The 19,477-nt window shown below is 25.8% G+C and carries 30 protein-coding genes; 15 read left to right on the top strand and 15 right to left on the bottom strand.

Translation table 11 applies throughout. From position 1 onward, the window contains the following. Position 1 precedes the first annotated feature (1 nt). The gene (locus HPY57_14285; GenBank protein ID NPV12936.1) at positions 2-340 is read left to right on the top strand and encodes a hypothetical protein; all 339 of its coding nucleotides are present in this window, start codon (positions 2-4) and stop codon (positions 338-340) included. 60 nt (positions 341-400) lie between these two features. On the opposite strand, the gene dnaJ is transcribed toward HPY57_14285, so the two are convergent. Next, entirely contained in the window at positions 401-1,561 is a 1,161-nt protein-coding gene (gene dnaJ, locus HPY57_14280; GenBank protein ID NPV12935.1) for a molecular chaperone DnaJ, read from the bottom strand. Between the two features lie 5 nt (positions 1,562-1,566). Further along, positions 1,567-2,202, bottom strand: coding sequence for a nucleotide exchange factor GrpE (locus HPY57_14275; protein NPV12934.1), 636 nt, complete (start codon positions 2,200-2,202; stop codon positions 1,567-1,569). A gap of 798 nt (positions 2,203-3,000) precedes the next feature. Here HPY57_14275 and HPY57_14270 point away from each other — a divergent pair. The 5 genes from HPY57_14270 (at position 3,001) to HPY57_14250 (ending at position 5,794) form a co-directional block, all read left to right on the top strand. After that, positions 3,001-3,219, top strand: a complete 219-nt coding sequence (locus tag HPY57_14270; GenBank protein ID NPV12933.1) for a hypothetical protein — start codon at positions 3,001-3,003, stop codon at positions 3,217-3,219. 37 nt (positions 3,220-3,256) lie between these two features. Continuing rightward, positions 3,257-3,481, top strand: coding sequence for a hypothetical protein (locus HPY57_14265; protein ID NPV12932.1), 225 nt, complete (start codon positions 3,257-3,259; stop codon positions 3,479-3,481). Between the two features lie 178 nt (positions 3,482-3,659). Beyond that, entirely contained in the window at positions 3,660-4,277 is a 618-nt protein-coding gene (locus HPY57_14260; protein NPV12931.1) for a hypothetical protein, read from the top strand. A 223-nt stretch (positions 4,278-4,500) separates the two neighbouring features. After that, entirely contained in the window at positions 4,501-5,133 is a 633-nt protein-coding gene (locus HPY57_14255) for a hypothetical protein (GenBank protein NPV12930.1), read from the top strand. A gap of 343 nt (positions 5,134-5,476) precedes the next feature. After that, a complete protein-coding gene (locus HPY57_14250) occupies positions 5,477-5,794 on the top strand; it encodes a hypothetical protein (protein NPV12929.1) in 318 nt (105 codons plus the stop codon). 313 nt (positions 5,795-6,107) lie between these two features. Here HPY57_14250 and HPY57_14245 read toward each other — a convergent pair whose 3' ends face one another. Beyond that, positions 6,108-6,362 carry a hypothetical protein gene (locus tag HPY57_14245; GenBank protein NPV12928.1) on the bottom strand — a complete coding sequence of 85 codons (255 nt, stop codon included), beginning with the start codon at positions 6,360-6,362 and terminating at the stop codon, positions 6,108-6,110. Next, positions 6,343-6,804 carry a hypothetical protein gene (locus HPY57_14240; GenBank protein NPV12927.1) on the bottom strand — a complete coding sequence of 154 codons (462 nt, stop codon included), beginning with the start codon at positions 6,802-6,804 and terminating at the stop codon, positions 6,343-6,345. Before HPY57_14240 ends, HPY57_14245 begins: the two co-directional genes overlap by 20 nt. A 384-nt stretch (positions 6,805-7,188) precedes the next feature. Here HPY57_14240 and HPY57_14235 point away from each other — a divergent pair, with 384 nt between their 5' ends. The 4 genes from HPY57_14235 (at position 7,189) to HPY57_14220 (ending at position 10,051) form a co-directional block, all read left to right on the top strand. Next, positions 7,189-7,734: a bifunctional (p)ppGpp synthetase/guanosine-3',5'-bis(diphosphate) 3'-pyrophosphohydrolase gene (locus HPY57_14235; GenBank protein NPV12926.1), complete on the top strand. Its 546-nt coding sequence runs from the start codon at positions 7,189-7,191 to the stop codon at positions 7,732-7,734. A gap of 305 nt (positions 7,735-8,039) precedes the next feature. Further along, on the top strand, positions 8,040-8,396 hold the full coding sequence (locus HPY57_14230; GenBank protein NPV12925.1) for a hypothetical protein: 357 nt from the start codon (positions 8,040-8,042) through the stop codon (positions 8,394-8,396). Positions 8,397-8,502: 106 nt separating this feature from the next. After that, positions 8,503-9,717, top strand: a complete 1,215-nt coding sequence (locus tag HPY57_14225; GenBank protein ID NPV12924.1) for a nucleotidyltransferase — start codon at positions 8,503-8,505, stop codon at positions 9,715-9,717. 97 nt (positions 9,718-9,814) lie between these two features. Next, complete coding sequence (locus HPY57_14220; protein ID NPV12923.1) at positions 9,815-10,051, top strand: hypothetical protein; 237 nt, start codon at positions 9,815-9,817, stop codon at positions 10,049-10,051. On the opposite strand, the gene HPY57_14215 is transcribed toward HPY57_14220, so the two are convergent. Beyond that, positions 10,036-10,230 carry a hypothetical protein gene (locus tag HPY57_14215; protein NPV12922.1) on the bottom strand — a complete coding sequence of 65 codons (195 nt, stop codon included), beginning with the start codon at positions 10,228-10,230 and terminating at the stop codon, positions 10,036-10,038. The genes HPY57_14220 and HPY57_14215 overlap by 16 nt on opposite strands. A 178-nt stretch (positions 10,231-10,408) precedes the next feature. Between HPY57_14215 and HPY57_14210 the strand changes: the two genes are divergently transcribed. The 5 genes from HPY57_14210 (at position 10,409) to HPY57_14190 (ending at position 13,461) form a co-directional block, all read left to right on the top strand. After that, positions 10,409-10,708 (top strand): hypothetical protein, encoded by a 300-nt coding sequence (locus tag HPY57_14210; protein NPV12921.1) that lies wholly within the window; start codon positions 10,409-10,411, stop codon positions 10,706-10,708. Between the two features lie 13 nt (positions 10,709-10,721). Further along, the gene (locus tag HPY57_14205; protein ID NPV12920.1) at positions 10,722-11,579 is read left to right on the top strand and encodes a DUF932 domain-containing protein; all 858 of its coding nucleotides are present in this window, start codon (positions 10,722-10,724) and stop codon (positions 11,577-11,579) included. A gap of 75 nt (positions 11,580-11,654) precedes the next feature. Beyond that, positions 11,655-11,912: a hypothetical protein gene (locus tag HPY57_14200; protein NPV12919.1), complete on the top strand. Its 258-nt coding sequence runs from the start codon at positions 11,655-11,657 to the stop codon at positions 11,910-11,912. Between the two features lie 288 nt (positions 11,913-12,200). Further along, positions 12,201-12,800 (top strand): RNA polymerase sigma factor, encoded by a 600-nt coding sequence (locus HPY57_14195; GenBank protein NPV12918.1) that lies wholly within the window; start codon positions 12,201-12,203, stop codon positions 12,798-12,800. A gap of 325 nt (positions 12,801-13,125) precedes the next feature. Then, positions 13,126-13,461 carry a hypothetical protein gene (locus HPY57_14190; protein NPV12917.1) on the top strand — a complete coding sequence of 112 codons (336 nt, stop codon included), beginning with the start codon at positions 13,126-13,128 and terminating at the stop codon, positions 13,459-13,461. 1 nt (position 13,462) lies between these two features. Here HPY57_14190 and HPY57_14185 read toward each other — a convergent pair whose 3' ends face one another. The 10 genes from HPY57_14185 to HPY57_14140 all read right to left on the bottom strand — a co-directional run bounded on the left by HPY57_14185 (position 13,463) and on the right by HPY57_14140 (position 19,470). After that, the gene (locus HPY57_14185; GenBank protein ID NPV12916.1) at positions 13,463-14,089 is read right to left on the bottom strand and encodes a hypothetical protein; all 627 of its coding nucleotides are present in this window, start codon (positions 14,087-14,089) and stop codon (positions 13,463-13,465) included. Positions 14,090-14,307: 218 nt separating this feature from the next. Next, positions 14,308-14,691, bottom strand: coding sequence for a hypothetical protein (locus HPY57_14180; GenBank protein ID NPV12915.1), 384 nt, complete (start codon positions 14,689-14,691; stop codon positions 14,308-14,310). Positions 14,692-14,902: 211 nt separating this feature from the next. Continuing rightward, positions 14,903-15,949 (bottom strand): DnaJ domain-containing protein, encoded by a 1,047-nt coding sequence (locus HPY57_14175; protein NPV12914.1) that lies wholly within the window; start codon positions 15,947-15,949, stop codon positions 14,903-14,905. Between the two features lie 498 nt (positions 15,950-16,447). Further along, positions 16,448-16,891, bottom strand: coding sequence for a hypothetical protein (locus HPY57_14170; GenBank protein NPV12913.1), 444 nt, complete (start codon positions 16,889-16,891; stop codon positions 16,448-16,450). Positions 16,892-16,971: 80 nt separating this feature from the next. Then, complete coding sequence (locus tag HPY57_14165; GenBank protein NPV12912.1) at positions 16,972-17,118, bottom strand: hypothetical protein; 147 nt, start codon at positions 17,116-17,118, stop codon at positions 16,972-16,974. Positions 17,119-17,159: 41 nt separating this feature from the next. Then, positions 17,160-17,306, bottom strand: a complete 147-nt coding sequence (locus tag HPY57_14160) for a hypothetical protein (GenBank protein NPV12911.1) — start codon at positions 17,304-17,306, stop codon at positions 17,160-17,162. A gap of 19 nt (positions 17,307-17,325) precedes the next feature. Further along, a complete protein-coding gene (locus HPY57_14155) occupies positions 17,326-17,985 on the bottom strand; it encodes a hypothetical protein (GenBank protein ID NPV12910.1) in 660 nt (219 codons plus the stop codon). Between the two features lie 6 nt (positions 17,986-17,991). Continuing rightward, positions 17,992-18,138, bottom strand: a complete 147-nt coding sequence (locus HPY57_14150) for a hypothetical protein (protein NPV12909.1) — start codon at positions 18,136-18,138, stop codon at positions 17,992-17,994. A 2-nt stretch (positions 18,139-18,140) separates the two neighbouring features. Next, positions 18,141-18,665, bottom strand: a complete 525-nt coding sequence (locus tag HPY57_14145) for a hypothetical protein (protein ID NPV12908.1) — start codon at positions 18,663-18,665, stop codon at positions 18,141-18,143. A gap of 4 nt (positions 18,666-18,669) precedes the next feature. Next, positions 18,670-19,470, bottom strand: coding sequence for a hypothetical protein (locus HPY57_14140; GenBank protein NPV12907.1), 801 nt, complete (start codon positions 19,468-19,470; stop codon positions 18,670-18,672). Between the last annotated feature and the right edge of the window lie 7 nt (positions 19,471-19,477).

Genomic DNA, 19,477 nt, shown 5'->3' with positions numbered 1-19,477 from the left:
AATGAAAAATACAAAAGAATATATAATCTGTGCAGCTATATGGTATAAAGAGTTGCAATTAAAAAACCCAGATGTTTTAAAAATTAGAGGGTTTGCGCCTTATAATGTAGACAAAGGAATTGTTTTTTGTGGTTGGAGACATCAAAACTGTCTTTATCAAATGGTAGCCATTACAGGTTTTACTAATCATGAAGCTGGTCATAGTATTGAAGGATTTCTTACATCTAAAAACAGATTTGTTGATAGAGAAGAAGCAATGAAAATTGCAATAGAAGCAGGACAAGTAAAAGAAAAAGAAACTTGCAATAAATGTAAATTATTTTCAGAAGATTTATACTAATATAATTAAATTTGTGTTAGGAACATAAAAAACCTCACAACCAGTGAGGTTTTTGCTATTTTATGAAAAATACTTCTTAAAATGTTCTAAAAAGTTTTTATCTTTTTTAGCATTTTCGGGTTTAAATCTTTCCGAATTTTCAAGTTTTTCTAATATTCTACATTCATCTTTTGAAATATTGGTTGGTATATAAACTATAACACGAACAATCAAATCGCCGTATCCATAACCTTGAAATTCTGGTAATCCTTTACCTTTAATTCGCAATAACTTGCCTGAATTAGTTCCAGGGTCAATTTTTACTTTTACCTTTCCTCCTTCAATCAATGGAATTTCTATCGTATTTCCAAAAATTGCCTGAGGAATTGAAATGATTAAATTATAAATTAAATTATTATTTTCTCTTATATAATCGGGGTGTTTTTCTTCTTCTATTAAAATTATTAAATCACCTGGTATTCCACCATGATGTGCAGCATTTCCTTTTCCTGATAACGAAAGCTGCATCCCTTTTGATACACCTGCTGGTATGTTGATATTTATTATTTCTTCATCGTGAACTACACCTTCACCCGCACATTTATTACATTTGGAAGTTATAATTCTGCCTTCTCCATTACATGTAGGACAAGGAGAAGTAGATTGCATTTGTCCCAATATGGTTCGAGTAATCCTTGTTATATAACCTTGACCATTGCATGTTGAACATTCTCTATATGAATGATTATCTTTAGCTCCTGTACCATTACAGGTTGTACATTGAACAAGTTTTTTGACCTTTATTTTTTTCTCTACTCCAGTAGCAATCTCTTGTAAGGTAAGTTTAACCTTAATTCGCAGATTGGTACCCTTATTAACCTTTTGACGTGAAGTTCTATGTCCAAAACCGCTAAATCCGCCAAATCCACCAAAACCAAAATCACCAAAAATATCGCCAAATCTGCTAAAAATATCTTCTATGTCAAAACCACCAAATCCACTGCTTGCTGCACTGCTTCCTACTCCAGCATGGCCAAATTGATCGTAACGACGGCGTTTTTCGTCATCACTCAACACATCGTAAGCTTCTGCTGCCTCTTTAAATTTCTCTTCAGCATCTTTATCTCCCGGATTTCTATCTGGATGGTATTGCAGTGCTTTTTTACGATATGCTTTTTTTATTTCTTCTTTAGTAGCATTTTTAGATATATCTAATACATCATAATAATCTCGTTTTGTCATATTGTTTATTCTCCTATTATTACTTTAGCAAATCGAATAACTTTATCATGAAGCATATAACCTTTTTGAATCACATCAATAACTTTACCTTTCATTTCTTCGCTTGGAGCTGGCAAACGAGTTATTGCTTCATGAAAATCAGTATTAAATTCGATATTTTTTGATTCAATTTCTTTAATTCCTTGTTGTTTCATAAATTCATGAAATTTGGTGTTTATTAAATCAATACCTTGTTTAATTCCTTCTATATCATTGCTATTTTTTATAAAATTTTGAGCTCTTTCAAAATCGTCAAGAATAGAAATCAAGTTTGTTAAAACCATTTCACCTCCATATTTTAGCAGATCTGATTTTTCTTTTAATATACGTTTTTTATAATTATCGAAATCAGCAGATAAACGTAAATATTTATCATTAGATTCTTTATACTTTTCTATCAAATTTTCAATTTCTTGCTGTAGCTTTAATATTTCATTATTTAATTTTTCGTATTTTTTCTTTTTCTTAGATAACAAAGTACTTGCTTCCTTTTTTTTATTTTCTTTCGACAAATCAACATTTTCTTCTTTATCCTCTTTTACATTTTCTTTCGACAAATCAACATTTTCTTCTTTATTCTCTTTTATTTCGTTTACTTCCATATTTATTATTTTTTTTTTTTGCATGTTTATTAACAAACATTTTACCATTGTTAAAATAAGACAGTTTGTCAGTTATCGTTAAATCTGTTCCATATTAAGTTTTTCTTTAAATGATTTCTTTTTTTTACAAATATTTTGCCATTATTAAAAAAAGACAGTTTGTCAGTATTCATAAAAACTTGTTCTCAATAAATTATAATTATGTAAAAAAAATTAAAAAGTTTATAATTTTTTTATTTAGATATTTTACTGTATATTTGTATTATTTAAATTGAATTATTAACCTTTTAAAAAATCAAAATCAATATTAAGCATTGCAAGATGGTGGTGTTTGCGTATGAAGAAGAAGTCAATGCTACTGCCAAACTCCGATAATCAGACAGTAGTAGAAATCAGGTTCGGTAACGACACTTTGGCTTTCGCAACAACAAACGGTATTGCTTTTCTGGCAAACAAAAACTGTCAAGAAATACTTAACAGTTTAAACCAAAGGAAAAAGAAAAGTATCCCGTAACATTTAATGTTTTTTATGCGTTGTTAATAGCAAATTTTAAAAACTTAGGAAAAGGAAATTTACAACAATACATTCAAAATTTATACTTTTTTGATATAAATTATATATATGAATTTATTTTTTAAACAAAACCGATTTTATTATATAAAATAAAATATGACAATAGTAAAATCAGTCGAAGATGTAGTTTGGGTAACCAAAGAAGGGAAAGAAATTCCAATTAAAAATTTGGAAGACAATCACCTATATAATTGTATAAAAATGCTTGAAAACAATGCTAAAAAATGGCATTGGAAATAAAATTATCTTCATTAAAAAAAGAAAAAAGAGTAAGATATGAAAGGAATAAAAAACTAAGAAGGATTCTGAAAAAAGATGTAGAACCATATTTTACTGATTATGATATTATTTGGGAAAAATATGTTAACCAAATATATTGGGACTTAGTATATAAAAAGAAAAAAGAGAAAATATTTTATTTATATGAAAGAAAATACAATTGATTATATTTCTAAATAATAACCTTTTAAAAAATTATATATGATTACAATAGTAAAATACTCTGAAAAATCAATCGCTTTATTTGGTGAAACAAAAAAAATTAAAGAAGAATTGAAATCTATTGGTGCAAAATTTAATAGGTTTCTGAAAGATCCTGAAAATGAAGATTCTAAACTTGCAGGTTGGATTCTTTCTGCTAAAAAATTAGATATAGTTATTGAAACTCTTACTAGTCTTGGTGTAGAATTTGAAAATAAAATTTAAAATTATTTTTTATAGGTAAATATTCGTATATTTGTATTATTAATGAATAAAAATATTCTCAAAAATACTAGAAAATAAAAATCGGAAAAAAGTTTGAAAAAAATTTTTTTATCAAATTAAATTCCGTATTTTTGTATTATCAAATTAAAATTGTTAAACAATTAAAAATACAGAATATATGGCTAAGAACCTATTTGAAAAAGCAAAAAAAGAATCAAAAACTAAGTCAGTAAAGAAAGACGAAAAAATAATAGTAAATGTTCCTGGTGCCGAATTCGCTGAAAAACTTGAAAAATTCGCTACTTTGAAAGCTCAGATGGACGAGCTGAAAGCTGAACTAGCTATGTCACAAGAATTTGTGAAAAATGTTGGAATTGAGGAATTTGCAAAACTTGTTGAAACCAATAAAATTAATGTTGGTTCGTTCATTCTTGTTTCTGAAAAAGGTGGTTCTGTGATGGTTCTTCCTACCAAAAAGTATATCACCATTGACGAATCTGCTGCTGAAAACTTGAAGGAAACCTATGGTGAAGATATTGTTGATGAAGAAACTAGCTATGGCTTTAACACCGAAATTCTTATGAAGAATATGGATATTATCAGCGACTTAATTCAAAACTCAGACGCTATCTCTCAGGAAGATAAGGATGCTCTGATTGAAGCCACTACCAAGTACGCTATTAATAAAGACGCTCTGGATAAAGTTTATAACCTCGCTAAAAAAAGTGGAAAATCTGTTGCTGAAGTTATTGCTGATATTCAACCTGTGTTCCAGAACAAAAATGCTAAGGCATAGTCTGACAACCAGATATAAAAGCCACTCAAAAGAGTGGCTTTTTTATTTATATATTTTCGTATAAGAGGTTATTGAATGTATGTTTGAATACACAGTCATTTAAAACTGTTACTCAAATGGATAGAGGAATATTCCAACGAACCATTAGAATATATTTTTTTAGTATTTTCAGTTTTTTATAATTAGAATTTTTTGTATATTTGCATAATTAAAATAAAATTTTATGACACCATATCGAAATCAATATATCTACCCGCCTCGTCCAGAACACAAAATTAGTTCTACTAGTTTGAATAAATATGATACTGGTGAATATATTGCAGAACCTAAATTTAACGGTTCTAATATGGAATTGTACTTTAATGAGACCACAATTCATAAAGTAATGAACCGTCATAAAGACATTTTATCCAACAAGTTAAATGATTCTGAAATTTTATCTTTACACAGAGGTAAAGGTGAAATGGTATTGAATGGTGAATATATGAACAAATCAAAGAAAGACGAAAATGGTAAGTTTTTCAACCATAAACTCGTTATCTTTGATATTCTTGTATTAAATGGTGAACATCTCGTTGGCACAACTTGTTTAGAAAGATATAATATGTTACTTGATTTATATCCTGATAAAAAAGATTACAATGAGTATCTGTATCAGATAAGTGAAAATGTATTCCTTGTTAAATCTTTTGATAAAGATTTTTTAACTCTTTATCATAAAATTGTAGAGATTGATATGCTTGAAGGTTTGGTTTTAAAGAAAAAGAATGGTAAACTTGAACAAGGTACAAGAGAAAAGAATAATGTAATGTGGCAGTTAAAATGTCGTAAAGAAACAAAAAACTATCAATTTTAATATGAGGCGGCTTTACTCATGTTACTGTTTGCCAAGATTGTGGTTCAACTGGTCTAAGAGAGGATCAACATCCAGTAGATCCTTGTCATTATTGTGGTGGTAAAGTTAGCGAATATATTTCTGGTAGTAAGAGATTTGTTGCAAAGTGGTGTGAATATAATGGTGAACTACAATGGCTTAGTCGAATTGATTACGAAAATATGTCTGAAAAAGAAATAAAACAGAAAGTTAGAGAAATAAAATTAAATAGAATTTTGAATAGTTTATAATTTTTTTATCTCAATATTTTGCTGTATCTTTGTATTATTGAAAACGGAATTATTAACCTTTTAAAAGACACAACATGAATCTGGATTATAAAAAATTAGCTGAAATACAAACAGAATTTGATAAAAATTTTGATAAATCAGTTCTGATTGATGCTTTTGAAACATTGACAGAAGATGAAAAAGTTATACTTTTAGCTAGTATCACTAATAGTGATTATGATTACGAAGAATGTAAAGAACTTGATGAAAATAAAAATGAAAAACTATTAAAAATTTTACGTGATAAAACATTTAGGGTATACCTTGAAAAAGCGTTAGATATGGTTAAGAAAAGACAAATTTTTGACCACATTCATAAAGTTGAAAAATTTATGTTAACCTTTAAAAAATAAGCAATATGACTTGGTACGAAGATTTTGAACTTGAATCACGCAGAATGCAGTTTGGGATGACTGAAGACATTGATATATCTGAATTTATGGACGAAATTGAAAACACTGAACACTGAACTTGGTTAACAGCTTCTAAGCTGTAGGTTTGAATACATTCTGGATCAAATACGGTCACATATTTAAAATCCGTTTTTGTCTTTTATATAAAGATAAAAAAAAACGGATTTTTTATTAGTTTATTCATAGTTTAACATATTAATTAGCCTTATAAACTATTAATCCAATTAAATATCCTAATTAAATATGTTTTAAATTATTTGTAAAACAGATCATTTACTGTATCAAAATACATTTCATTTATTAGATAATAATTATCACAATAAAAAGATACTTCAACATCTTTTGAATTTTTTAAATTAGTGTCTTTATATTGTTCGACAATATAACGCAAATATTCACTTAATTTTATCATATATTCTTGTTCATAAAGTGATTTTTCAACAGGATTCAAATTGTTTAAATAAGTTTTTGCAAAACCACCATGTAAATCACTTTTTTTGTTTTTCAAACCAATTATAAAAAGTATCAAAACCATCATCTGTTAATTTTCTATATAAATCATAAACACTAGGATTATATAAATATTTATAATCACCAATTGGCATGAATACATAAACATCACCATATTCATTATATAATGTGGCATCTTCATAACATGAAGTGGCAAAAACACCTTTATTTCTTGGATTCCAACCAAATTTTTCAACAAATAGATCACCAATCATTTTGTGTATATGTTGTGGTGTATCTTTTGGTGGTCTGGTAACATTTATATTACCATCAAATTTTTTTATTATTTCAATTGGTTCTCTTAAATTCATACCACGAAACATAGGATAACCTTCTTTTAAAAATTTTTCACAATCTCTTTTAATGAGAAATGAGATCATTTCTTTTTGTTCTTCTATATTACCAAAATATTCAAATATAAAATTGTTATAATTCTTCATTCTTTAATTAATATACATTTTGAATTTATCCATACTAGCATATTCTTTTGTTTTATATTCGGTTTTTAATGAACTCTGTATTCAAAAAATATTATATGTTAATAAGTATTTCATATTATATTATATATATTAATTTTTCAACTATTGTATTTTTCATGACAAAAATCTAGTAAATTTGATTCTTATTATCAAGTAAAATATATATATATATATATATTATCTAAATTTTATACTTTATTACACACAATTTATTAGATTTATACGAAAAGAAACATTAATATTAGAAAATTAGAAGGTCTAATAATTACATCAAAAAAATATTGTAAAAAAATATTTTTTTTCAAAATTCAATCGTATATTTGTAAAAAATAAAAAATAAATAAAATGCGAGAAAATTTAATACAAAAAGCAAAGGAATATGCTTTTAAAAAACATAATCAACCTTCTGATTGTCAAAGATATGGTACAAAACCATATTCTGTTCATTTAGAAGATGTTGTTAGTATTATAAATAAGTACAAATATTTGCTTGATGATGAAGTACATGATGATGTAATAAGTTCTGGTTATTTACATGATTCTGTAGAAGATACAGATACAACACCTGATATGTTAAAAAAAATGTTTAACGAAAGAATTGCTGAAATAGTTTTACGTGTTTCAAATGAAAGAGGTTGGGATAAGAAAGAAATACTTTTTAAAACATTACCGAAAATTTGGTCTTGTCCGTTAGCTAAATTTGTAAAATTGTGTGATAGAATAGCTAATGGTACAAATTCAAAAAATGGTGAATCTGATAAAAGTAAAAGAATGTATAAAAGATATTTAGAAGAATATCCTATTTTCAGATATGCTCTTAAAGTAGAAGGTGAGTATGATGAAATATGGAAAGAACTTGACCTAATTTTTGAATATAAAACGTATTTTTAATGGAAAGATATTACATAGTTTGGATAAATGGTTTTACTTACATATTCAATACAACAGAGTGATGGATATTTGTGTTGTAAAAGATGAATGTTGTGATAAACTAAAAAAAAAAGAAAATACCAAAAATGATAGGAGAGCCATTGAAAAATGTAAATAAGGCAAACATTAATGATAATTTTTAGAATTAAAAAGTGGTAAATTTAGAAAATATTTTAATGAATTATACATGATAAGTTTAATAATTACGATAATCAAATATTTGTTATATGAAAAGATATATAATGACACTACTAATGATGTTATTAATGTTAAACACATTCTCACAAACCATTGAAAAACTCTATGTTAGTTATGAGTATGCAGATTTATATGTTGATACTACATTATTAGCTACAATAAAAACTCATACAAATTTTGATTTTGTAAACTCTACATATTATATGTTTTGGAGTACAACTTCAGAAAGATTGTATCATTTTATATACCCAGAAAGTGCTTGTTATGATTTGAATAGAATTTCATTTACATATGATTTGGCAACAGAAACATATAAGAACGATTTTCCTATATTTAAAGAAAGTGTGAAAATAAAATTCACACAAAATTTTAAAGAATTGAAACTAATTAAAGATAAATTCTATATAATATTTTACAATGAATGAATTTAAAACTTATCTTTGTATTCATGTTCTTATAGCACATTAAACTTGTAGGTGTCCTTTAAAGTGTATTAACATCAAAATTTTCTTACAAAATAATTTAATTTTTATGACTATTCAAGATTTAAAAAACAAAGGTATGCTTATTTTCGAGGGTATTGTCGGTTCACAAGCCTATGGAACTTCAACTCCTACCTCAGACATTGATAAAAAAGGTGTTTATATCCAACCTCTTGAAGATATTATGGGGTTTGGATATATCGAACAAATTTCCGATGAAAAAAACGACCAGGTTTACTACGAAGTTCGTAGATTTCTAGAGTTGATTTCAACTAACAACCCAAATATTATTGAGTTATTAAATCTACCAGAAGAAATGATTACCTACAAACATCCTATATATGACCTTATCTTAGAAAATAAGGATAAGTTTATTTCTAAAATTTGTAGACATTCATTTGCAGGTTACGCTATTGCACAAATTAAAAAAGCAAGAGGTCTTAACAAAAAAATTGTTAATCCTATTGAAAAAGAACGTAAGAATCCATTAGATTTTGCTTATGTTCATTTTGGTTATAATTCTATTCCTTTAATTAAATATTTAGAAGATAATAGTTTAAATCAAAAATTCTGTGGTATTGCTAATATACCTCATGCACGGGATCTTTACGGTTTGTTTTATGATTTTAATGCACATAATAGATTCATAGGTAATGCTTTTTCTAATATGTTATTTTTACAAGATGGTAAGATTAAGAAAAGACCTTTTAAACCTGGTGAATGGAATGAGTTAAAAAACAAATGCTTACAAGGTGGTCAATTTCTTAACTATAAAGGTATTGTAAAAGAATCAGAAAATGGTTCATTTCCATCAAATGAGTTGAGAATGTCACATATTGAAAAATCTGAAAGAAATAATATGTTATGTTATTTCACTTACAATAAAGATGGTTATACTCAATATTGCAAAGATTATAAAGAATACTGGGAATGGGTTGAAAAAAGAAACCAATCAAGGTATAATGATAATGCAAAACATGGTAAAGGTTATGATTCTAAAAATATGATGCATTGTCATCGTTTGCTTGATATGGCTATTGAGATTGGTGAAGGTAAAGGCATCATTGTTCGCAGACCAAACATAGAATATTTATTGAGTATCAGAAATGGTGAAATGGATTATGATTTTTTGGTTTCTGATGCTGAAAGAAAGATTGAATTGATTGATAATTTGTTTGATCAATCTAACTTACCTGAGTATGTAGACAAACAATTTGTAAATGAACTTCTAATAAAGATTAGAAAAGAATTTTACAAATTATAAAACTAAAATTGAAAAGTGTGGTAAAAACATTACACTTTTCTTTTTTAGAAAAATCACAAATTTATAAGATAATATATACAAAAAAAAATCAATTTAAATGAAGGTTTGGGAAGTTGTTTATGTCACTTTTGCCTTTAAAAATGACAAAGGTTTAGAAATCGAAAAAACTAAAAAATATTTAGTTACAGGCGAAAGTGAAAAAGAAGCTGAGAATAATTTTTTATCTAAAAACATTAAGTTTAAGAAAATAAAATCAATAACTGAAAATATGAGTAATACGTTAGGGAATATTTGTCCAGAGCTTATAAAACTTAGAAATCAAATGTTGAAGTAGTTTTCGTAAACTTTAATTACATTTTCGAAAGATTGAACTACTGGATTTGGTAAACTTGGTACTTTTTTATATTTTAATAATCTATTTATTTTCTTAACCAAGAAACTTATTATGTATTTTAATAATATTGTTAAAACACCTATAACAGTACTTATTAAAGCACCTTTTGGTGTACTCATTATATTATCAAAAGAAGTAAAATCAATTTTATACAAATTTATAATATCTATTAAATTTCATACTTACATATATTAAATTTAATAAACAATAATTTATTTTACCGGTATAAATTCATGATATATTTTTTATTTCTAAAAATTATTATTACTTTTGTATAAATTTTAAAATACAAATATTATGGAATTCTTAAAAACAAAAACAGAAAAAGAAAAAAGTGCTGAAATTGAAGCAAAAAAAATTTTCGAACAAATTAAAAACAAACTTGCGACAGAAGATAAAGTTAAAATCAAATTGGACAGAAACGATTTTAAAAAAGAACTCTCTACCAATATTGGCTTTGGTTTTCAAGATTTGAAAAAGAAATATAAATTGCTTGTAACAGATTTAGTTGCAAACTATAATGTAAAATTTAAATTGGATGAAATGAAATCTTTTGATGAATTTTCAGTAATAATAACAGTCAGCAAAAAAGTTTAATTTCATTAAAAATATGGCACGTGCAAAAAGAATACAAAGAGATTATGATAAGAATGCTATTTTTGACACACTTGATAAACTAGTTTTATCAAGAAACCAAAATAACATTCTTACACATTACGACAATCGTTTAATTTCAAACACAGTTGTTACTGAAAAATACGAATTGTTTGACTTTCCTAAATTCGCAAAAGAAGTCGTAAACGAAGTTGAAAATTATTTCTTACCTGAGAAATACGAACTTCGTATTACACAAGGTCAACAGGAACTTCGTCTTATTGGTGAACAAGTTCTAATCAACGGTGACCGTTATTCAAAAATGTTCAACATACTAAATTCTACTGATAAATCAAGGGCTCTACAACTAAATGTAGGACTCATTCGTTTTATTTGTTCAAATGGTATGGTTGTTGCAGTAAACGATGAACATTCTAGTCTTAGAACTAAACATTTTAAATCAACTATGCCAGATAAGGTAAAAGAATTTATAGAATCACTTGAAAATTTTGATATGTCTATCAGTAAACAAAGTGAAACTATTGAAAACCTTATTGGTAAGTTTGTATCATTCAAAGAACTTGCAAGTAAATTTGCTCTTGATGAACATGGAGTTATAAATGATAATAAAAGTCTTAAACTTCGTGCATTTAGTAAAAAACTTCTTACTTCACAAACAGATAAACTCACAGATTTGAATGATGAACAGGTTGCACTTCTTAAAAATCCTCATATGTTTTTGAGTCCTGAATTTAATCTTGTTGATATTGAAATGCCTGCTTATAAAGCACTCAATTGTTGGACAGAAGTTTATCGTTCATATGATTCTTCAGTTCTTAAAAGAGAAACTAATAGAATTCTTGAACTTATTTAATTATTAATGGTGGTGTTGAATCTTATATAAGAATGACACCACCTATTTTTTTTAACTTTTTAAAATTAATAATATATGAAAAATATTACTTCAAAAGAAGCAAAAGACATTGCCACAACTATTAATAAAAAACATGAGGCAGAACAAGACGAAGAACAACTTGAAAAGGTTTTAGAACTTATTCAAGATTGTGCAAATAAAGGTGAATTTGTATTACGTTTATATAACGAAATACTAAGACCTAATGTAAAATTAGAAATTCTAAATCGTGGCTTCTTTATACAAGAAACATACGATGGAATAAATGAAACACACACTATAATTAAATTCTAATATGACAGAAAAACAAAATTTACGATTGAAGAAATTATATAAAGTCACAAGACAGTCTTAATGACGTTATATATTTTCTTTCATAAAAATCTGATATTGAAAAAGATGTCAAGGTGGATAAAAAAGTTTACATTTCGATGCAACTTTTTTAATATTATATAGTACAATATAGGTTACATGAAAAATATTCAATTATTTTTCTAAAGTCTTGGTCTTTAACCAATTTATAAATGATAGAAAAAATCTATTGTAACTCTTGTTGTATTTAAAATAAAAAATAATATTAATATGAATCATTTTGAAAAAAAATTTGAACAAAAGACTGGAATAAACTTTCAAAAATTCTACAAAGACCAAAAGCCAAAGTTAACTTGGTATTTATCAAAATGGACTAAAGACTTAGAAATTGCAGAAGATTTTGCTGACGATGCATTTGTTAAAGCGCTAATGGCTATTGATAGCTATAATGGTGAAAAATCACAAGTTCATACTTGGATTTACACTATTGCAGTTAATTTTGTTAAAAAAGATTATCATGATAAACAAAAACTTCCATTAATTTCTATAGATAGAGAATTATCAAACTCTGCATCAATCAATATATTCTTACCTTATAATGATACAAGTAATGATATAATGAGACATAAAGAAATTTCTAAGAAAGCAGAAATCGTAAGAGATGCTATTTTCAATATGCCTGAAAAACAGCATAAGTATAGACAAGTTCTCATTATGAGAGAAATTGAAAATATGTCTTACAATGAAATCTCTGAATACTTGAAACTGAACCTTTCAACTGTTAAATCACAAATCAAAAAAGGTCGTGAATTGATATGTAAAAAAGTTGAAAAGAAACTCGCCTACATAGACGAACACGGTCTTGAATAGAATTTACTAAGCCACTTTTAATAAGTGGCTTTTTTATTTAAACATTTTTTAATTTTTATAACTATAAATAGCATGAAAGAATGGATAAATATAGAAAATTTATCATATGAATCTTTGAAATCTGTTAAAACAGATAATATAAATATGCGAAATAAATTTATTTCAAGACTTACCAAAACATTCAATTGGTTTATTACCATGTTTATAATTATTATTTTAATTATAATAACATATAGTGCTTGGATGTTAATAATAGTTGCTATGTTATCAGGTCTATTATGTATTAGTGGTCTTGGTTTATTTTATAAAATAAAAAATAGAATTAATGGAAAAGTATAGAGTGTTTACAAATGTTTTAGGTTGGTCTGATGTTATTTATATTTTTGATATAAATACAACATTTGCCGAAATAAGGAACAATCCTAAAACAAAATACTTAGATAAAAGAAATTTCTTAGGAGTATATGAATTTGATAAAAATTTTCTTAGTTTGTTCAACATAGGAAATATATTTGGTAAAAATTATTACTATAAATTTATGTTTATGAAGGATGATATTCCACAAGAAGAAAAACAATGGCGATCAATACCAGACTTCACAATAATTAATAAAAAACAAGACACAGATGATTCTTTAGATGTATCACAATCATTATTTTAAGTTATTTCCATATAATTCTTCCTTTTATTTTACAATTTTGTTTTAACCATTCTATATCTTTTTCGGTTAAATTATTATTATTACAATAAAAATCACCTTCAACCATTTCTGGTGCACCTTCTAATGAAGTTAATTTATTATAAGAACAATCAAAATTGCCTTCAACCTTTTCTGGTGCACCTTCTAATAAAATTAATTGATTATAAGAACAAATAAAATCACCTTCAACTATTTTTGGAGCACTTTCTAATAAAATTAATTGATTATAAGAACAAATAAAATCACCTTCAACTATTTTTGGAGCACCTTCCAATGAAGTTAATTGATTATCAGAACAATCAAAATAACCTTCAACCTTTTCTGGAGCACCTTCTAATGAAGTTAATTGATTAAAAGAACAATCAAAATTACCTTCAACTATTTTTGGTGTACCTTCCAATGAAATTAATTTATTATTATAACAATAAAAACCACCTTCAACTATTTCTGGAGCACCTTCCAATGAAATTAATTGATTATTATTACAATAAAAATCACCTTCAACCTTTTCTGGAGCACCTTCCAATGAAGTTAATTGATTATTAGAACAATTAAAATCACCTTCAACTTTTTCTGGAGCACCTTCCAATGAAGTTAATTGATTATAAGAACAATCAAAATCGCCTTCAACTATTTTTGGTGAGTCTATTAGTGTGTTTTTTCCCCATGTGATAGAATTTTCATTAAAATATTTTCCATATTCTTTATTATAATTATTTAACAACCAATCTTTTATATCTTCATTTTTATTTAAAAATGTTTTTAAATTTACTTCATTGTCAAATTTATCCATGAATTGTTTTGATCTTAAATGAAGTTGGTATTTTTCTTTTGAATCTGTTTTAGAAATGAATATAAGTAATTCTCTTCCAGGTTTATGATATTTTTTATACCATTTAGAGGTTTTTCTGTGGCTGTACACCATTCAGTTCCTTTACCAAGAATGCATGAATCTTCATATGTTCTAGGAATATATAAATTAAAATTTTTAAACTCCTTTACAAAATTTTTATCTTTTATCTCACTTCTGCTTAAAATTTCTTCACTTTCTTTAAAAGGTTCTATGGTTTTTGCTAATTCACCTAGTGAATCATATAAATTTATATCTCTTTTATTAACTGGCAATTTATTTCTAACAGATTGTTTATTAAATAGTTCTATGTAATCTTTTACTTTATAAAGGTCTTCCAATTTTAATTTATTTGATTTATAAAGGTTTAAAAGCCACTTACAATATTTACCAAAATAAAGATTTCCATCTATCCAAGATGTTGGATCTGATGAAATAATTTCTTTAAATATATCATAATCAATGTTTTTATAATATTTATTATAAATTACATCTATGTTTTCTTTTCGAATGATTTTTTCTAAATGAAATTGTTATAATTTTTCATATTAATTATATATTAAATTTTACTTCAAGATTTTTTTGAAGTCTTTTGTAATCTATTATAATATTTATCTTAATATATAGGTCGTCTCTATTGCCTTTTATGTCTAAAATAAGACCTTTTCCTTTCAATCTTATAATATCACCATCTTTTGTTTTTTCTGGTATAGAAACTTTGATTTTGCTATCATCTAATAATTTATATTCATATTTAAATCCTTTGATAGCATCTTCGTAATGAAGGTCTAAATTATAATATAGTTTATTATCAATAATTTTATATTTATTAACTTCTTGGTATATAATTTTTAATTTTAAATCACCTTTCTTTTCTCTAAAATATTTGGATTGATGTCCAAAACTTCTTAAATATTTATCTTCTGACGCCCTTATATTTTCTACATTAGTTATATTAAATTCTGCATCTCTCAATACAATTTTTTCACCATTACAAAAACCACAAGGCATAGAATAAATTTTTCCAACTCCTTGGCAATATTCACATTTTCTACCTAAATTATCTTTCCCTATACCACCACATATTTCACATTCATAAGATTCGCTTTTTGGGTCAAAACCAGTTCCTTTACAAGTTTCACAATGAACAAATCTCTTGTATGATACTTTGATTGGTTTACCTTTATAAACATCATTCAATGTAACAATTAAATTTATTGTAATATCAAGATTTTCATGGAATTCTTTATATTCATTTTTTCCACCGTGAAAAAAAGAACCAAATGGATTTCTACTTTGTGAAAATAGATCATTACCAAAGAAAACATTAAAAATCTCATAAATACCACCAACATGTTCAAATGGATTTGGATTGTATGATTTTCCGTAAGGACTTTGTGTATCATATTGTTTTTTTGTTGTTTCATCACTAAGAACAGAATATGCGATATTTATTTCTTTTATTTTATCATCAGAATTATTTTTATTCAAATCTGGGTGATACATTTTTACTAATTTTTTATAAGCATTTTTTATGTCATTAGATGAAGAAGTTTTGGTAACACCTAGTATTTTATAATAATCTTTATTCAAATCCATTAGTATTAATTTTAAATTTTCATAAGTAATAAATTACTATCTAATCAAATCTCATGTTGATAATCCGAATTGTTATATATATATTTATTATAATAAACCAATTTAAAATACAAAATTCAATAAACAATTATCGAATTGATTAATTGCACCGATTACAATCGCTAATCGAGTTCCATATCGTTTAAATTTCCTAAATCTTCTGTCTGATATTTTTTATCTATATGATTTTATAATACATTTAATTTTTTTAATTTACAAAAAAATATTGATTCAAGAGTCGGTAAAATATATTTAACGATTCAAAAGTCAGTAAAATGTATTGTATTTATTGATTCTAAAATAGATAAAAACATGCCGCTAATATTCATTAATTCAATAATTTTACTTATTTACTCAATTTTAAAAATTGTATTGTAAAAAGGTGATTGATAAAAAACCAATCAAAATAGATTTACTTTTTCATTTTATAATTTTATAAATTACAGTATAAAAATATAATTATTTAGGATTATCTATTTTTTTCTCAATCATACTACTTAAAAAATTTCTTATTTTTTTGAAAAGTGTTGTAAAAATATCGCTTTCATTAATAATATCCATGTTTTCTGAGATTGATTTTAGTTCTATAATTGATATAAAAGATGTCATTAATTCAGCCAAGTAAAAAGTGTTATTAAAGCATATTTTTGGTATCGAGTAAGTTGCTATAATAAACATAATATATAAAAATAATTTAACAAGTGTTCTTCTTAATTTTTTACTTTTAACTCTTCTAATTTTTTGCTTAATTGTTCTTGCTTTTTTAATCTTCCAATCACGAATTAATGCTGTAATTAAGTCTAAAAAAACTAAAAATAACATTAAATGAAACAAACCACTAATAGGTGCTAAATATGATATAATTGGAACTAATATATATGTATAAGCTTTTGATAAAATCATTTTTATCATATCTTTTTTTGATTATTTTTTATAAATTGATCACAAATTTTAAATACTAACCATTATGAGTTGTTGATATTTCATAATTCTACCCAATTTTTTGGATCATAAGGTTCTACCCAATAATCTAACCAACTTTCTCTTTCATCGTTATAAATTATTTCAGCATCTTCATAATCAAGATTGTCTTCTTCCATAATTTCATCAATGGTTCTAAGTCCGTGCATACCTTCATAAGATTCATATTCTTGTATAGCTAATTGATATGCTAGTTGTTCTGCTTCTTCTCTGGTACAATTTTTACAACTTCTTGAAAATTTGCACCACCGAAACTACCACCAAGACCAGCAAATATAACCCAATCACCTACTTCTTGAGCATTTTCATTTATAAATTCATTAAATTTTGTTTTCATATTTATTTATTATTTTTTTTTAATGATGTGATTTTCTGAATTCTTTTAAATCACCAAATATACCACCATGTTCCATTATTGAAAAAAATGTTCCATCTTCATCTGAAAATGAAAATGAATAAAATACTTCTGGTGCATTTAAAGCATCATCTATATCATCTATCAATTCTTTCAATCTTTCTAAATTTTGATATTCTTGCAATTCTTCATATTGTTCATATGCATCTGGTTGTGACCAATCAACTTCTTCATCTATCTTTTTAAACGCTTCTCTCAATTCAGCAATATTATGAAATTCTAAACCATCATAAGTATGTAATACACCATTCTCATCGACATGATAATTCCAACCAAACCAAAGTGTTATGGCTTCAAAATAGTTATTTGGTCCTTGTTCTTGTATATCTTTAAACACATAATCAATAACCTTTTCTCTAAATTGTTCATATGTCATACCAATATCTTTTGATTCGTTTAAGAAACTTTGATATGTTTTTTTAATTCTTTCTTCTATCTTAGTATCAGTAAAAGCATAACTATAATCTAAAATAATTCTTTTACGATCTTCATCGGTTAGAATTAATTTATCAAGTTCTTCTTTACTTTTAATTTCATGTGGGAAAAACACTATAAAACTACTACTTGAACTATTACTTACAAAACCTTTTCTTATTTTCATTTTATTTTAATTTATTTTTTGAATATTCCCAAAATCTATTAATAAAATCTCCAAAAAATCACTTTCAACAAAATAATCTTTAAACCAATCTTCTGTGTGATGTGAAGGTTCCATAATAGAATTCCAATCTTCATATGTTCTTAAATATTTCATAATTATTTGTTTTCAAAATTGTCAAAATAAACTAATTTATCCAATCTTTGTAATTTTTTCAAAGCGTTTTTGCGCTTTCTACTTTCTTTTGTTTGTATATTTATAATTGTTTGTTTAAATTTATCTGGATAAGGTGTTGAAGGTTGATATTTTTTAGGAAATTCACCACCTAACACACCTGTTTGACCATATAGATTACCACTACCTCCAATACTACCATCAGAAGCACCAGCAGTTAAAAAATTAGATGCTGTATTAACAACCTGTGGTCCAGGATATGCATCAAATGGATAATGACCTGTGATGTTAGCGCTTTCTGAAAGTTTTTCTTTTTCTTTTATTGCTTCTTCAACTGCATCCAAATCTTCTAATAAATCTTGATAACCTTGGTCTCCAGTATATTTATGTCCATCACTAAAGTAATCATCGATCTTATTTTCTAACTTTCTTTTATAAGCCAATAATTCATCTAATTCCCATTGTGAATAATCTTCAAAGTACGATTCAAAGTGTTTTAAATGTTTCATAAAATTATTTATTCCAATGTTTTTTGGCTCTTTTTGCAAATAAAAGTTGTGACATTTTGCTTTTATCAGCATCAGATACTTTATAGTTTTTATCTTTTTCTCTTGCCTTAGCATGTTTATCTTTCAATGCAGTTATCTCTTTATTTATTTCAGTAATAGTTTTTCCTGCATGTTCACCAGTTTGTTTTACTTTAACATCAACAGCCCATTTTTCATTCACAAATGAATTAAAATTCATAATTGTTTTCATATCATTAGATTCTTTAACAATTGACCAATAACCTTTTTCAGTTTTTGATAATTTTATACCTAATGATTTAGCTCTTTTATAAATATGTGCCAAAACTTCTTTCTTTCTTTTATCATCAGCATTTCTTAAACCTCTACCTTGCGATTTGATAGCATTAATTAAATCTTGTTTTGATTTAATTGGAAATGAGCCATCAGATAATGCTTCACCTTTTTCTGCCATTTCTGCTCTTTCCTTTGATGAAAATTTTTTTTCATTCAATACACTCTCGTTTATTTCAATTCCACTACTATCAGGTAATTCTATTATAGCATCAGCCAATTCTTTTTTCATTTCTTCTGTTAATTTAAAATCTGGTGCACCTTCTAATTTCTCAATCCATACATCTTTAACAATATAATCACCAGTTCCAATATATTTTACTGCTTCTACACCTATTTGAACACTATATTCTTCATTATCTATTATGAATGGAACCCAAGCTCTTGTGACAAATGTTATTTTAAAAGTATCTCTGTCTTGTGGGAATATATCCCAATTAATTTCAATATTCATATTCATT

It is taken from the genome of Ignavibacteria bacterium, from assembly GCA_013177855.1.
Classification (GTDB): domain Bacteria; phylum Bacteroidota; class Ignavibacteria; order Ch128b; family Ch128b; genus Ch128b.
This window is presented reverse-complemented; position numbering and strand designations above follow the sequence as displayed.

Coding starts and splice junctions, on each gene's coding strand:
- HPY57_14225 (NPV12924.1), top strand. CDS start 8,503: ATGACTATTCAAGATTTAAAAAACAAAGGTATGCTTATTTTCGAGGGT.
- HPY57_14220 (NPV12923.1), top strand. CDS start 9,815: ATGAAGGTTTGGGAAGTTGTTTATGTCACTTTTGCCTTTAAAAATGAC.
- HPY57_14165 (NPV12912.1), bottom strand. CDS start 17,118: ATGCACGGACTTAGAACCATTGATGAAATTATGGAAGAAGACAATCTT.
- HPY57_14170 (NPV12913.1), bottom strand. CDS start 16,891: ATGATTTTATCAAAAGCTTATACATATATATTAGTTCCAATTATATCA.
- HPY57_14275 (NPV12934.1), bottom strand. CDS start 2,202: ATGGAAGTAAACGAAATAAAAGAGAATAAAGAAGAAAATGTTGATTTG.
- HPY57_14235 (NPV12926.1), top strand. CDS start 7,189: ATGCGAGAAAATTTAATACAAAAAGCAAAGGAATATGCTTTTAAAAAA.
- HPY57_14200 (NPV12919.1), top strand. CDS start 11,655: ATGAAAAATATTACTTCAAAAGAAGCAAAAGACATTGCCACAACTATT.
- HPY57_14190 (NPV12917.1), top strand. CDS start 13,126: ATGGAAAAGTATAGAGTGTTTACAAATGTTTTAGGTTGGTCTGATGTT.
- HPY57_14140 (NPV12907.1), bottom strand. CDS start 19,470: ATGAATATTGAAATTAATTGGGATATATTCCCACAAGACAGAGATACT.
- HPY57_14285 (NPV12936.1), top strand. CDS start 2: ATGAAAAATACAAAAGAATATATAATCTGTGCAGCTATATGGTATAAA.
- HPY57_14215 (NPV12922.1), bottom strand. CDS start 10,230: ATGAGTACACCAAAAGGTGCTTTAATAAGTACTGTTATAGGTGTTTTA.
- HPY57_14255 (NPV12930.1), top strand. CDS start 4,501: ATGACACCATATCGAAATCAATATATCTACCCGCCTCGTCCAGAACAC.
- HPY57_14155 (NPV12910.1), bottom strand. CDS start 17,985: ATGAAAATAAGAAAAGGTTTTGTAAGTAATAGTTCAAGTAGTAGTTTT.
- dnaJ (NPV12935.1), bottom strand. CDS start 1,561: ATGACAAAACGAGATTATTATGATGTATTAGATATATCTAAAAATGCT.
- HPY57_14230 (NPV12925.1), top strand. CDS start 8,040: ATGTTAAACACATTCTCACAAACCATTGAAAAACTCTATGTTAGTTAT.
- HPY57_14210 (NPV12921.1), top strand. CDS start 10,409: ATGGAATTCTTAAAAACAAAAACAGAAAAAGAAAAAAGTGCTGAAATT.
- HPY57_14205 (NPV12920.1), top strand. CDS start 10,722: ATGGCACGTGCAAAAAGAATACAAAGAGATTATGATAAGAATGCTATT.
- HPY57_14260 (NPV12931.1), top strand. CDS start 3,660: ATGGCTAAGAACCTATTTGAAAAAGCAAAAAAAGAATCAAAAACTAAG.
- HPY57_14175 (NPV12914.1), bottom strand. CDS start 15,949: ATGGATTTGAATAAAGATTATTATAAAATACTAGGTGTTACCAAAACT.
- HPY57_14270 (NPV12933.1), top strand. CDS start 3,001: ATGGCATTGGAAATAAAATTATCTTCATTAAAAAAAGAAAAAAGAGTA.
- HPY57_14240 (NPV12927.1), bottom strand. CDS start 6,804: ATGAAGAATTATAACAATTTTATATTTGAATATTTTGGTAATATAGAA.
- HPY57_14195 (NPV12918.1), top strand. CDS start 12,201: ATGAATCATTTTGAAAAAAAATTTGAACAAAAGACTGGAATAAACTTT.
- HPY57_14265 (NPV12932.1), top strand. CDS start 3,257: ATGATTACAATAGTAAAATACTCTGAAAAATCAATCGCTTTATTTGGT.
- HPY57_14145 (NPV12908.1), bottom strand. CDS start 18,665: ATGAAACATTTAAAACACTTTGAATCGTACTTTGAAGATTATTCACAA.
- HPY57_14160 (NPV12911.1), bottom strand. CDS start 17,306: ATGAAAACAAAATTTAATGAATTTATAAATGAAAATGCTCAAGAAGTA.
- HPY57_14150 (NPV12909.1), bottom strand. CDS start 18,138: ATGAAATATTTAAGAACATATGAAGATTGGAATTCTATTATGGAACCT.
- HPY57_14250 (NPV12929.1), top strand. CDS start 5,477: ATGAATCTGGATTATAAAAAATTAGCTGAAATACAAACAGAATTTGAT.